The following is a 13,244-nucleotide window of genomic DNA, read 5'->3' as shown; positions in this document are numbered from 1 at the left end:
CCCTTTCTCAGGCGAAATCGCGCCTGATGCGCCGTGTTGCAGAGGCGCTATGAACGAGCGTGCCCCGTTCTCGGGCCTCCAGCCGCCAACTCAGGTTGAAATGCGTCTCGTCCGCCGTCAATTCCGTCCACGCCCTGTTGTCGATGTCGGCTTCGCCGCTCTGGATGGCCCAACGGTATTCCGTGACGAGACATGCCGATAGGGGATCGTCGCCACGAATGCGCATCGTGTCGCTGTTGGAGGACGAAACCGTGATGCCGCGATCGTCGTAGCGCGTGCGGCCATGGTCCGAAGCCAGCGCGATCGTCTGCACGCCGCTGCCGACATCATCGGTGACGACGCGGCTGTCGAAGCCCGCCTGCAAGGTGGTGGATGCAACCGGCGGCGCGGTTTCGGCCTCGGCAAAGCGCACGGCGCTGTCGCGCGGCGACGGCGGACGAACCGGCAGGACGACCGTGCTCTCGCCCATGGCGACGGCAAGCGTCGCCAGTTTCGGCTGCGGCCACAGGATCGGCCAGTGCTGGTTGGCGATGGCCACGCGGATGCGATGCCCCTTCGACACGGTCCGGCCGAAATCGTTGAGTTGCAACTTGACCCGGAACGGCGTGCCTACCGGGCAGGGCGTCGGGTGTTCGTGGCTGTCGCGATGGCTGAGATTGAGCACGCCATAGGTCATCAGCGCGGAAGTACCGTCGGGATAGACATCGCACAGCCTGACCGCCAGATTGACGTGCGGCTGGTCGACGCTCACCAGAAGGTCGAGTTCCGGCGCGCCCAGCAGTGTGAGGTCTTCGTCCAGCGGCGCGGTATCGAAACACAGCGCCAACCCGTCCTCGCGGCGCTGGTCAATCGGCATATCCGGGCAGCTTCCGCCATAGCCGCCCCAGCGCCCGCAATCGCGCCCCGCATGTGCCGGCGAACACACGGAACGGCTTTTGCCGGCAACAGCCTCGGTGCCGAGCCCCGTCTCGTTCAGATGCAGCGCGCGGCGCTCGATGTGCGGCGACGGCCATTGGTCCTCGGCCGCCCAGCGGCCGGCATGGTCGGGCAGATAGAACGGGCGCGGGCGCTCCTCCTCGGTGATCCACACCCGGTAGAGCGGCTCGTCCATGATGCCGGTCGCCTCGCCGCACAGCCAATGCCGCCACCAACGCAGGGCCTCCTGAAGATAGCCGATCAACGGCCCCGGCGAGCCACGGCACGGATAGCTGTGCGACCACGGGCCGACGATGCCGAGTTTCGGCCCCGGCAGGCGCTCGAGCAGGCGCGGCACGAAATTCGTATAGCTGTCCTCCCAGCCACACACGGCCAGCACCGCGCACTGAACGGCGGTATAATCCTCGCAGATCGAACCCTGCCGCCAGTAGTCGTCGCGGCGCTGATGGTCGAGCCAGATTTCAGAGAGCGAAGTGGTCGTCTCCAGCCGCCTCATCCACATCTTCCGCCAGGCATCGCCGACGATCTGCGGGTCGGGCGCCATCGCCTTCTTCACCAGCATGAAGTTCGACCACATCTCTTGCTCGGTCAGCAGCGCGCCGCCCATATAGTGGATGTCGTCGGAATAGCGGTCGTCGGTGGCGCAGTTGGCGATGACAGCCTTCAGCGCCGGCGGCCGGCGGGCCGCGACCTGCAGCGCGTTGAAGCCGCCCCAGGAAATGCCGGTCATGCCGACATTGCCGTTGCACCAGTCTTTTGCCGCCAGCAACGCGATGATCTCGCAGGCGTCCTCCTGCTCCAGCGGCAGGTATTCGTCGGCCAGATCGCCATCGGAATCGCCGGAGCCGCGAATGTCGACACGGGCGCAGGCGATGCCGTGCCCGGCAAGCCAGGGATGGATTTCCATGTCGCGCTCTACCGTGCCGTCGCGCCGGCGATAGGGCACCATCTCGACGACCACCGGCACTTTGGTGTCCGTCACGGGACGCCACAGCGTCACGGCAATGCGCGTGCCATCGGCAAGCGTGAGGAATAGCGGGTCGGTACAGTCGACCGGATAGGGCATGGCGGCAACCGTCATTCCGCTGCCTCTCGGCTGTCATAGCCGCCCGCCGCATCCACGATCGGCATGTCGCGGCGATAGGCTAGTGCGGACGTCACCTCGCCCAGTTCGCGCGCCAGCTTGTGACCGCTATGGACAGCGTGAACGATCGCACCGGGCGCCATCGCATCGCCGATCCGGTCGACGCTTTTTATGCCCGCTGCGGCAAGGTCGGCAGAGCGCCCGCTCAGCGCCTCATGCAACTCGTCATGAGGATGGCGCAGGCCGACGAGCACCACGGAACGGCAGGGGATGCGGGTTTCCTCGCCGGTGAACATATGGGCAAGAGTGGCTTCGCTTCCATTGAAAGCCACCAGCCGGGTCAAGGTAGTGACCGGGATGTCGTGCCTCGACAGCGCCTGATGCACCAGCGGCAGTTCGTTGGTCATGAAGGTCCAGGCCGAAGCCTGGCCGGCAGGCGTCACATAGGAAACCGCAATGCCCTGCGCCGCCAGATGCTCCGCCAGAACGCCGCCCATATAGTAGTTGTCGAAATCAAACAGCAGCGTCGGCCCCTCGGGCATGCGGCCTGCGGCGATGTCGTCCGGCGTAAAAACGCCGGGGCCGTCGAGTTGGCCGACCGGAATTTCCTTCGAGGAATAGAGCATCCGCGTCCAGCGCGCGCCGGTCGCCAGCACGACGCGGTCCGGCTTCAGTTCGATTATGTCATCGACGCCGAGATCGCTTTCGAGGAACATCGACACATTGGCCATCTCGGCCAGACGGCCAAGCCGGTAATCGCTGACGCGCCGCCAGGCGGCAAGGCCGGGCAGCCGCGTCTCGAATGTCAGCCGGCCGCCAAACGCCTTGCCCTTGTCGGCCAGCGTCACCTCGTGGCCGCGACGGCCAAGCGTCAGCGCGCATTCGAGGCCGGCCGGCCCGCCCCCGACAATGAGGATTTTTTCCGGCGTCGTCGCCGGCTCGACCCGCTCCGGGTGCCAGCCGCGCCGCCATTCTTCCCCCGCCGTCGGGTTTTGGGTGCAGCGCACCGGCACGCCGTCATGCCAGCTTGAAATGCAGATGTTGCAGCCGATGCACTCCCGGATTTCGTCGATGCGCCCTTCCCTGATCTTGGCCGGCAGGAACGGATCGGCGATCGAGGGGCGCGCGCCGCCGATCAGGTCGAGGATGCCGCGACGAATCTGCGAGACCATCGCGTCCGGCGAGGTGAAGCGGCCGACGCCGACGACGGGTTTTTTCGTCAGGGTTCTCACGAAATCGATGACAGGCTCATGGCTGCCCTCAGCGGTGAACCGCGACGCGGAACAGTCGGTCGGGCTCGAATCCATCTTGACGTCGAACAGGTCCGGTACGTCGGAAAGCAGCTCGATTGCCTCATGCGCTTCCGAGGGTTGGTTGCGGCCCGGCCGGCCGCGCAATTCTTCCAGGCTGATGCGCAGGGCAACGCCGCAATCCTTGCCTACGGCATCCTTCGTCACCTCGATCATTTCGCGCACGAAGCGGACTCGGTTGGCGATGGAGCCGCCGTATTCGTCGGTGCGGTGATTGTATTCCGGCAGCAGGAACTGCGAGCCGAGATAGCCCATGCCGGCATAGACATAGACGATGTCGAAGCCGGCGATGCGCGCCTTGCGCGCGGCCTCCGCCTGCGCCTTCAGCACAGCGCGAATGTCGGCCTTATCCATGATCCTCGGGCGCAGATTGCCCATGAAACCGAGATGGGTGGCCATCCACGGAATGCCCGAGGGCGAGAGCGGCGGCAGGCGGCTGGTCCGGTTCATCACCGAGGCCCCGCCATGAAACAGCTCTACGCCGGCCAGCGCGCCATGCCGGTGCACGGCGTCCGTCATCAAGGCGTGGGAGCGAATGTCGTTGTCGTCCCACATCGTCGCAAAGGGCAGCGGCGTGTCGTCCGAATCCGGGTCGATCGAGCAGGCGCCGGTGCAGATGACGCCCCAGCCGCCCTCGGCCTTGGTTTCACGAAAGGCGGCGCGGACACGGGGAAGCGCGTTGGTCATGCCGCTGGCATGCGGCACCTGGTAGAAACGGTTCGGCGCCGTCACCGGGCCGATCCTCACCGGCTCGAAAAGCACGTCGTAACCGGAATTCCGCGCCATCCGCCTCTCCTCGCCGTCCGCGCCCAACAGGCACCAGCACGGCAACGATATCGAAAAAACACCGTCACGCAAGCAAATTATACGATCATATAGTTTCTCTGTTCGATGCCATTGCGGGCCTTTTCGGAAAAGGTTATCTAGGGGCCGCTGACCATCACGCTGCGGGCGACGCTCGTCCGATCCGCCATGCATTCGGCGCAGAGAACCAGGTTTGACCAAGCCAACGCCCGCAAAAAAGCCCCGCGCGCACTTCCACCGAGCGACGCCCGAAGAGCGCAGCCGCCAACTCGGCGAAGCGGTGCTGCGTTGCATCGCCAAGAAGGGCGTTGCCGGTGTTTCCGCGCGCCAGATCGCGGCGGAAGCCGGCGTTACGCAGGGCCTGATCACCCACCATTTCGGCGAAATCAGCGAACTGGTTTCCTATGCCTTCGACCTGATGTCCGACGGCATCCTCGATGCCATCATCGCCGCCACCGACGCCGCCCCGAACAACCCGCAGGCGCGCCTCGACGCCTATATCGACGCGTCGTTCTCGCCCATCATCTTCGACCGCGACGTGCTGCATGTGTGGGTGGTGTTCTGGGGCCTGATCCTGCATTCGCCGCGCATGAGCGCATCGCAAAAGAGCGAATATTCGTCCTATGTCTCCACGGTCGAGCGGCTGCTCTCGGACCTGGCGGCGGCCGAGGGTTTTTCGATCCGGGACCTGAGGCTGGCCGCCGTCGCCTTCACGGCGCTGCTCGACGGCCTGTGGCTGGCATGGTGCCTCAACCCGACCGCCTTCAGGCCGCAGGACGGGATAGAGCTTTGCCAGAACTGGATAGAGGGCCTGCGCCGGGGGAGCTATGCCTGAGCAGCCATCGGAAAAGGCATCGACGACCGCCGCACCTGTGCGATCACGCCTCAAACCGCAACCGTAAGGCTAACCCTGCTCCCTGAATTTTCGCTCCGGCAATGATTGCGGATCGGGCGGCGTCGCTATGCCGCCATTCATATCCAGCTGCATGAACACGGTGTCCAGCCAGCGCCCGTGCTTGTAGCCGGAGCCTTGCAGCTTGCCGCTGTGGCTGAACCCCAGTTTTTCGTGCAGCCTGACCGAAGCGCTGTCTGGCGTGCCGTCGCCGATCACCGCGACCAGTTGGCGAAAGCCCAGCGCCCGCACGGCCTCGATCAGCGCCTCCAGCAGGAGCCGCCCGGCACCCCGGCCCTTCGCCTCGGGTGCGACATAGATCGAATCCTCGGCGATGAAGCGATAGGCCGGCCGGGCGCGGAACGCGCTGGCATAGGCATAGCCGAGAACCGCTCCGTCTTCTTCGGCGACAAGATAGGGATACCCATAGAGCGCCAACGCCTCGAACCGCTCAAGCATCGCAGCTTGCGCAGGCGGTTCCAACTCGTAGCTGGCTGTGCCGTTGATGACGGCGTCGGCATAGATCGCCGTGATCCGGCCGATATCCGCCAATGTGGCAGGTCGCATTGCAATGCTGCTCATAATTTAGGCACCAATTTCCAGTGCCTCTCATTAATGCAAACATTGTCGCAAAAGAAAAGGGCGACCCCTTGGGCCGCCCTTCGAATAGTTCAGTCTCAACCGGTTTTAGCGGCGATCGCCCATGAACTGCAGCATGAACATGAACAGGTTGATGAAGTCGAGATAGAGGCGCAGCGCGCCCATGATCGACTTGCGGCCGGCAACGGCCGTGTCGTCGCCCTCGAAATACATTTCCTTGATCTTCTGCGTGTCGTAGGCGGTGAGGCCGGCGAACACCAGCACGCCGATCGCCGAGATGGCGAAGGACAGCGCCGAGGACTGCAGGAAGATGTTGATGACCATGGCGATGATGAGGCCGACCACGCCCATGATCAGGAACGAACCCATCGCGGTCATGTCGCGCTTGGTGGTGTAGCCGTACAGCGACAGCGCGCCGAAGGCAGCGGCGGTAGCGAAGAAGGTCTGCGTGATGCTGGCCGAGGTGTAGACCAGGAAGATCGACGACAGCGACAGGCCGACCAGGCCGGCATAGACCCAGAACGTCGTCTGCGCCGCCGCTACGCTCATCGACTGGACGCGAAACGACAGGAACATCACGGCGGCCAGCGGCGCCAGAATAACCACCCATTTCAACGGCGAGGCAAAGATCGCATAGCCAAAAGAAGTCAGCATCTGGCCGCTCGGCAGAGTTGCTACTGCGGCGGACGGATCGGTCGTGATCGCCATCATGACGGTGGCGATAGCGGCAAGGCCGGTGATGAGAAGGCCAAGCCCCATCAAATTGTAGACCTTGATCATATAGGCGCGAAGGCCTTGATCAATGTCAGCATAGGCGCCGGTGCCTACTTGGGCGGCGCGAGTCTGATAATTACGGGTATCAGCCATGGGTTTCCTCTATTGCTTCTGTCCCGTCCGGTGTCAGGCTTTCGTCAAGCCCAGGCGCCGCTGGCGGAACTCCAGCATGCCTGTGGCCGAATATGATGATTCTTTTCGTCAAGAACAAGACCGTAACCGACTGCAACGCTTCGTGAAACGCTTGGAAATCGCATTTATTGGGTCGTAGGGCCAAACATTACCGCGAATTAATCAAAACGAGCCCGAAACAGCCGGCCGCAAGGCGCTGCATTACCCGTCGCGCAGCACCGGTGCGGCCTTCTGTCCCAACACCCGCCATGTTCCGAGAAGGCCGAGGCCAACCGTCATGCCAAGCGACAGGACAATTGTGGCCAACGCCACTTCCGGCGAAAAATGCGAGGGCAGTTTCATGATGCGCGCAACCACGAACCATGCCGCCGACCCGCCGGCAACAAGCGCGAACAGCGCCGTTGCCAGGCCGATCAACGCATATTCCAACGCGTAGGCGGCCATCAGCGTTCGCCTTGTCGCGCCCAGCGTCTTCAGCACCACGGCATCGTGGATGCGTGCCCGGTTGCCGGCGGCGAGCGCGCCTGCCAGCACCAGCACCGAAGCGATCAGCGCGACGCTTGCCGCAGCCCGGATCGCCGTGCCCAATTCGCCGACCAGTCGGTTGATGATGTCGAGCGCGTCCTTGACGCGCACTGTCGTCACCGCGGGAAAGGCACGCGTAACCGCATTCAACAGGCGCGCGTCATCGGCCGTCGTGGCCTGCTTGTCGGCCAGCGTCGCGATCCATGCATGCGGCGCGCCGGCAAAGGTGTTGGGCGAAAACACCATGACGAAATTGATGCCCATGGTTTCCCACTCGACCTGGCGGAAATTGGCTATTTTCGCCGTAACGTTGCGGCCGAGCACGTTGACGGTGACGGTATCGCCAAGCTTCAGGCCCATCTGCGCGGCCTCTTCGGCTGAAAAGGAAACCAGCGGCTCGCCGGCATAGTCGGCCGGCCACCATGCGCCTTCGGTGAGTGTCGCGTTGGCCGGTTTCGCGGCGTCGTAGGTCAGGCCACGATCGCCCTTCAGCACCCAACCGCCTTCCGCCGGCACTGAAACCTTGGCAACATCGACGCCGTTCAGCGCCATCACGCGCCCACGCAGCATCGGCACCTTGGCCAGTGTGCCGCCCGGCGCCTCTTTTGCGATCAGCGATGAAAACGCGTCGACTTCGCCGGCCTGTATGTCGACGAAGAAGAAGTTCGGGGCCTGTTCGGGCAGATTGCCGCCGATCTGGCGCCGCAGATTGCCGTCGATTAGCGCCAGCGTCACCAGAAGCGTCAGGCCGAGGCCGAGCGACAAGACCACGGACGGCGTCAGCGCGCCGGGCCTGTGGATGTTGCCGACCGCGAGCCGCAGCACGACGAAGCGGGCGCGCGGGCTTTTTCTCGCCAGCCACTGCACAAGGACGGCCACGCCGCGCAGCACCAGAAATGAAACCAGGGTAGCGCCGACGAAAATCACCGCGATGCGGCGGTCCGTCGCCGAAAAGATCGCCAGTGCAGCCAAGACAAGCGCGATGCCGAGCGCCGCCAAGCCATAGATCGGGCGGGGCAGGCCCTTGCCTTGCAGCGCCATTTCACGAAACAGCGCCGTCGCCGGAACATCGCGGGCGCGGCCGAGCGGCAGCAAGGCGAAAGCCAGCGTCGTCAACACGCCAAACAGTGCGGCAAGCGCCAAAGCGCCGGGATAAAACCCGCCGGCCGCCGGCACCGGAATGACCGAGGCAAGGGCGGCACTTGCCGCAAACGGCATCAGCGCGGCAAGCACGAGACCGGCGGCGATGCCTAGCCCGGCAATGATCAGGATTTGCACCAGGTAGACGATGAAGACGAAACGCCCGGAGGCCCCGAGGCTCTTGAAGGTGGCGATGACCCCGCGCTTGGAGTCGAGATAGGCGCGCACCGCATTGGCGACGCCGACGCCACCCACTACCAGCGCGGTCAGCCCGACCAGCGTCAGGAATTGCGAAAAGCGTTCGATGTTGGACGACAGCGAGGGCGCTGCATTGGCGCGGGTGCGCACCGACCAGCCGGCCTGCGGGAATTTTTCGCCGGCCTGAGCCTCGATTTCCTTGATCCGGGCATCGGCGGTGTCGGACGGCAGTCGCAGCTTGTAGATATGCTGGACCAGGCTGCCCGGCTGGATCAGGCCGGAAGCCGACAGGCCTTCGGCCGAAATCATCAACCGGGGCGCAAACCCGAAACCGTCGGAAAGCGCATCGGGTTCGGTGAACAGCTTGGCGCGCAATTCGAACGTGGCGCCGCCGAGTTTCACCCTGTCGCCAAGCTTCAAATGGAGGCGTTCGAACAAAAGATCGGGAGCGGCCGCACCGAACAGGCCGGCACGCTCGCCGAACAATTCTTCATGCGGCAGGGCCGGTGCCGTCACCAGTCCATCATAGAGCGGATAGGCGGCATCGACCGCCTTGACCTCGACCAAAGCCTGGTCGGAACCGTCCTCCAGCCGCGCCATGGAGCGCATGTTGGCGGTTTGCGAAACCGTGCCGAGGCTTTCGAGGAAGGCATATTCGGGCGCGGTTGCCGCGCGCTGGGTCAATTGAAAACGCATGTCGCCGCCCAGCAGCGATTGCCCCTGATTGGCCACGCCCGCCGAAATCGAAAGCGCCACCGAATTGACCCCGCCGATGGCCGCGACCCCAAGCGCGATACAGGCAAGGAAAATCAGAAAGCCCGACAGCCCGCCGCGCATTTCGCGCAGGGAGAAGCGGATGGCAAGCGAGAGGGTGCGGGGGATCATGCGCGTGACGCCGGTAACGGCAAAGGCCGCGCCCTACGGCGGGCCTCTCTTTTGGGGCGCGACGGAGCGCGACATAGAAGAGAGGAGCAACGTCGAGCGCTTCCTTCAACCATCCTCATCAAGCCGTTGCCCTCACCAGTGCCGGCGCGTCCTCGATCCGGCCCGAGCGCATCGCCACCTGTCGCGAGCAGCGGGCGGCAAGGGCGGGGTCGTGCGTGACCAGCACCAGCGTCATCGCGCGCTCGGCTGCTTTCGCGAACAAAAGGTCGGCGACCTGCCTGCCCGTCGCCTGGTCGAGATTGCCGGTCGGCTCGTCCGCGATCAGGATGCGCGGGCTGGGCGCCAGCGCGCGCGCGATCGCGACGCGCTGCTGCTCGCCGCCGGACAATTCGCCCGGATAATGCGTGACGCGGTCGCTGAGGCCGACCGCAGCCAGTTCACGCGCCGCGATGCCGAACGGATCGGCATGGCCGGCCAGTTCCAGCGGGACGGCGACGTTTTCCAGCGCCGTCATGTTGGGGATGAGATGGAACGACTGGAACACGATGCCGATGTTTCGGCCCCGAAACGACGCGATCCGGTCCTCGCTTTTGCCGTTCAGCACTTCACCTGCGATGCGCACGGTGCCGGCGTCGACCTTCTCCAGTCCCGCCAGCACCATCAGCAGCGTCGACTTGCCGGAGCCGGACGGACCGACGATGCCGATCACCTCGCCGCTTTCCACGCCGAGGCTCACGCCCTTCAGCACATGCACGCGCGACGCGCCGTCGCCAAGCGTCAGCGACACGTCTTTCAGCTCGATGACGGCTTCTGCCAAGGGTAAATCGTCCTATATGGGAGGAAGAGGCGAAGGATTGCCTTGGTCATATGGGACTTGCTGCATGGCTTTCAAACATCTCCTCGCCGCCGCTTTTACAGTTTTTGTCGCGCTCGGTGCATGGACTTGTCCGGCTTTCGCCAATCCGGTCAAGATCGTCGGCTTCGGCGACAGCCTGATGGCCGGTTACGGTCTCGGGCCGGGCGAAGGATTTACCGACAGGCTGCAGGCAGCGCTGCGTGCCACGGGCCATGACGTGACGGTCGCGAATGCCGGCGTGTCCGGCGACACCACCAGCGGCGGACTGTCGCGGCTCGACTGGTCGGTTCCCGACGGCACCGATTTGGTGATCCTGGAACTCGGCGGCAACGACATGCTGCGCGGCATTGCGCCCGAGATCGTCGAGAAAAACCTCGACGCCATGATGGCGAGGCTCGCGGAAAGGAAAATCCCCGTCCTGCTGGCGGGCATGGTCGCCGCCCCCAATCTCGGCCATGATTATCAGGAGGCGTTCGGTTCGATCTACCCGAAGCTTGCCGAAAAATACGGTGCGACGCTTTATCCGTTCTTCCTCGACGGCGTCACGGGCGATGCGTCGCTGGAACTTGAAGACGTCATGCACCCCAATGCAAAGGGCATCGAGCGGATCGTCGATGCGATCCTGCCGACCGTTGAAAAGGCACTCGCCGCATTGCCGGCCCAGCCATGAAACGCAACCAAAATGGCCCAAAGCTCTTTTCGTCATGAAGGCTTCATGGTCGGTTGCGACCAACAAAGCGCTTGCTCCATCCGGCTATCGGTGATTCGCTGGGTACAGACTTCGATTCGATGAAGGGAGGCTCTCATGCCGCGTCTTTTCACCGCCCTCGAAATTCCGCGAGATGCCGCACTATCGCTTTCCCTGCTTAGGGGAGGCCTGCCGGGAGCCCGCTGGATCGACGTCGAGAATTATCATCTCACGCTGCGCTTCATCGGCGACGTCGAAGGGCACATCGCCGACGAGATCGCCGATGCGCTGGATCGGGTGCAGCGGCCCTCCTTCACCATGGCGCTGTCCGGCGTCGGCGCATTCGGCCAGAAGAAGCCGCATGCCATCTGGGCGGGCGCGACCGCTTCGCCCGATCTGAGCGCCTTGCATGGCGAGATCGACCGCATCTGCCAGCGGCTCGGCATTCCCGCCGATCCGCGCAAATTCATGCCGCATGTCACCTTGGCCCGCTTGCGCAACTCCAGCCCCATCGAAGTGGCGCATTATCTTTCGGCGCGCGGCAATTTTTCGAGCGCGCCGTTTCGGGTCGGGCGTTTCGTGCTGATGTCGTCGCGCGATTCGGTCGGCGGCGGCCCTTACGTCATCGAGGAGGCATGGCCGCTTCTGCACCAGGCTACGCGCCAGCGCTCCGAAGAGGCGGCCGACGCCACAGGCATCATGCGATAGAAGACGGCATCTTGCAGTCGGGCGGCGGCTTTACCACATTTGCCCGGAACCGGTATTTGTACCCGCAAATGTCGACCCAGCTGGAGAGTTCCATGGCGCAAAAACCGAACTTCGATTTCTTCGGCTTTGGCAGCAAGCCGGCTGACGAGAGCGAGGTGCGTACAAAATTCTGGCGCACAGCCAAGAAGGCTGCCCGCCAGATTCCCTTCATGGAGGATGTGGTCGCCGCTTACTATTGTGCTCTGGACAGGAAGACGCCGTTGCGCGCCAAGGGTATATTGCTGGCCGCGCTGGCGTATTTCGTGCTGCCAACCGACGCCATCCCGGATTTCATCTTCGGCCTCGGCTTCACCGACGACATCGCGGTGCTGACGGCGGCGATCGCCACCGTGCGCGCCCATATCAAGCCGGCGCACCGGCTGGCCGCGCGCGAAGCGATCGCCGACGAAAGCTGACAGGCTTCGGTGCCGGCTACGGGCGCACCGCCTCGGCTACCCAAAAGACAAACTCTCGCCGCTTTCATGTATTCCAAGTCGCGACGGGGACGTTGCGCCGCCCTGCCGGAAGGCGGCGGCGTGCAAACGGTGCTGGTTTCTGGATGGCGGAGGTCCTTTTCTCACGGAACTTCATTCTTTGGTAACCCAGATTAAATCAAAATGAAGCGAATGGCAGGACGCCAAGCCGGCCGGCCTCCGCATAATTTGGAATACGGGAAAAACAATGCGCGGATTGATTGCACTAGTTTCGGGCCTTGCCATGGCAGCGGTGGCGGCTTCGCCGGCGCTTGCACAGCAGGCGACCAAGATCGGCCAGCATAACGCCTGGGGCACTTACAGCTACCAAGCTTCCGGCGGCAAGGTCTGCTACGTGCTGACGGTGCCGACCGACAAGCAGCCGCCGACGCTCGATCACGGCGACATGTTCTTCTTTGTCAGCCAGCGCCCCGGCCAGCAGGTTTCCTACGAGCCGCAATTCATCGCCGGCTACGACTTCCAGGCAGGATCGAAGGCCACCGTCACCATCGACAAGAAATCCTTTTCCATGTTCACGCGCGGCAAGTCGGCCTGGGTGGAAAACGCCGCCGAAGAGCCGGTGCTGATCGCGGCCATGAAGTCCGGCAGCGACATGAAGGTGCAGGCCAAGTCCGGGCGCGGCAACGCGACCAGCTATGTCTTCTCGCTCAAGGGCATTTCGGCAGCCCTAAGCTCCATCGCCAACTGCAAATGACGGCTAGAGCGGCGGACGCTCGGGTAAACCCGCGCTGCCGCTCTATCCTCTTGTTTGAGCATCGGATTTTCCGAAAACCGGATTCCACTTTTCGGTCCGATGCTCTAGCCGGTATCTCCAGGCCTTTTCAGGCCGACAGCAGGCCGACAAGTCTCGGTCCCATATCCGGCACCAGAAGCAAGGCCGCGACCCATGCGACCTGCAGGAACGCGATGAGGTAAAGCCTGGTCCGGAATGGTTCCTTGCGGGTCTTGTGCCGGAAGAGGTGCTGCGCCGATACCGCGCCCACCGTGCCGCCAAGAACCGCGAGCCATAGCAACGTGCTTTCACGGATCCGCCACGCGCCCGCTCGCGCCTGGCGTTTGTCCCACCAGAAGGCCAGGAACGCGGCGCCGTTGACCGCAAGCAGGGCGGCCAGGATCTGAGGCGGGGAAATCATCGAGAGAATCTGGCAAAGATAGACTAACAAGCTGCAAACATGGCAC

12 protein-coding genes are annotated in these 13,244 nt (G+C 63.8%); 5 read left to right on the top strand and 7 right to left on the bottom strand.

Annotated elements, in window-relative coordinates; all coding sequences use genetic code 11:
• Positions 1-7: 7 nt before the first annotated feature.
• Positions 8-2,017: a CocE/NonD family hydrolase gene (locus ACX3P1_RS07265; protein WP_459078891.1), complete on the bottom strand. Its 2,010-nt coding sequence runs from the start codon at positions 2,015-2,017 to the stop codon at positions 8-10.
• Complete coding sequence (locus tag ACX3P1_RS07260) at positions 2,014-4,116, bottom strand: oxidoreductase (RefSeq protein WP_459078890.1); 2,103 nt, start codon at positions 4,114-4,116, stop codon at positions 2,014-2,016. Before ACX3P1_RS07260 ends, ACX3P1_RS07265 begins: the two co-directional genes overlap by 4 nt.
• A 211-nt stretch (positions 4,117-4,327) precedes the next feature.
• On the opposite strand from ACX3P1_RS07260, the gene ACX3P1_RS07255 reads away from it, so the two are divergent.
• On the top strand, positions 4,328-4,969 hold the full coding sequence (locus tag ACX3P1_RS07255; RefSeq protein ID WP_459078889.1) for a TetR/AcrR family transcriptional regulator: 642 nt from the start codon (positions 4,328-4,330) through the stop codon (positions 4,967-4,969).
• 69 nt (positions 4,970-5,038) lie between these two features.
• On the opposite strand, the gene ACX3P1_RS07250 is transcribed toward ACX3P1_RS07255, so the two are convergent.
• From ACX3P1_RS07250 to ACX3P1_RS07235, 4 genes are all read right to left on the bottom strand, one after another.
• Positions 5,039-5,608, bottom strand: coding sequence for a GNAT family N-acetyltransferase (locus tag ACX3P1_RS07250; RefSeq protein WP_459078888.1), 570 nt, complete (start codon positions 5,606-5,608; stop codon positions 5,039-5,041).
• A 105-nt stretch (positions 5,609-5,713) separates the two neighbouring features.
• Positions 5,714-6,493, bottom strand: coding sequence for a Bax inhibitor-1/YccA family protein (locus ACX3P1_RS07245; protein WP_459078887.1), 780 nt, complete (start codon positions 6,491-6,493; stop codon positions 5,714-5,716).
• Between the two features lie 240 nt (positions 6,494-6,733).
• Positions 6,734-9,280 (bottom strand): ABC transporter permease, encoded by a 2,547-nt coding sequence (locus ACX3P1_RS07240; protein ID WP_459078886.1) that lies wholly within the window; start codon positions 9,278-9,280, stop codon positions 6,734-6,736.
• Between the two features lie 118 nt (positions 9,281-9,398).
• Positions 9,399-10,097: an ABC transporter ATP-binding protein gene (locus ACX3P1_RS07235; RefSeq protein ID WP_459078885.1), complete on the bottom strand. Its 699-nt coding sequence runs from the start codon at positions 10,095-10,097 to the stop codon at positions 9,399-9,401.
• A gap of 64 nt (positions 10,098-10,161) precedes the next feature.
• Between ACX3P1_RS07235 and ACX3P1_RS07230 the strand changes: the two genes are divergently transcribed.
• The 4 genes from ACX3P1_RS07230 to ACX3P1_RS07215 all read left to right on the top strand — a co-directional run bounded on the left by ACX3P1_RS07230 (position 10,162) and on the right by ACX3P1_RS07215 (position 12,759).
• Positions 10,162-10,806: an arylesterase gene (locus tag ACX3P1_RS07230; protein ID WP_459078884.1), complete on the top strand. Its 645-nt coding sequence runs from the start codon at positions 10,162-10,164 to the stop codon at positions 10,804-10,806.
• A 135-nt stretch (positions 10,807-10,941) separates the two neighbouring features.
• Positions 10,942-11,532 carry an RNA 2',3'-cyclic phosphodiesterase gene (thpR, locus tag ACX3P1_RS07225; RefSeq protein WP_459078883.1) on the top strand — a complete coding sequence of 197 codons (591 nt, stop codon included), beginning with the start codon at positions 10,942-10,944 and terminating at the stop codon, positions 11,530-11,532.
• A 92-nt stretch (positions 11,533-11,624) separates the two neighbouring features.
• A complete protein-coding gene (locus ACX3P1_RS07220; protein ID WP_459078882.1) occupies positions 11,625-11,987 on the top strand; it encodes a YkvA family protein in 363 nt (120 codons plus the stop codon).
• Positions 11,988-12,252: 265 nt separating this feature from the next.
• Entirely contained in the window at positions 12,253-12,759 is a 507-nt protein-coding gene (locus ACX3P1_RS07215; protein WP_459078881.1) for an invasion associated locus B family protein, read from the top strand.
• 127 nt (positions 12,760-12,886) lie between these two features.
• Here ACX3P1_RS07215 and ACX3P1_RS07210 read toward each other — a convergent pair whose 3' ends face one another.
• The gene (locus tag ACX3P1_RS07210; RefSeq protein ID WP_459078880.1) at positions 12,887-13,198 is read right to left on the bottom strand and encodes a DUF1294 domain-containing protein; all 312 of its coding nucleotides are present in this window, start codon (positions 13,196-13,198) and stop codon (positions 12,887-12,889) included.
• Positions 13,199-13,244 lie beyond the last annotated feature (46 nt).

Source organism: Mesorhizobium sp. A623, from assembly GCF_054489405.1.
The sequence above is the reverse complement of the archived record's forward strand: the minus strand, read 5'-3'. Positions and strand labels throughout refer to the sequence as shown.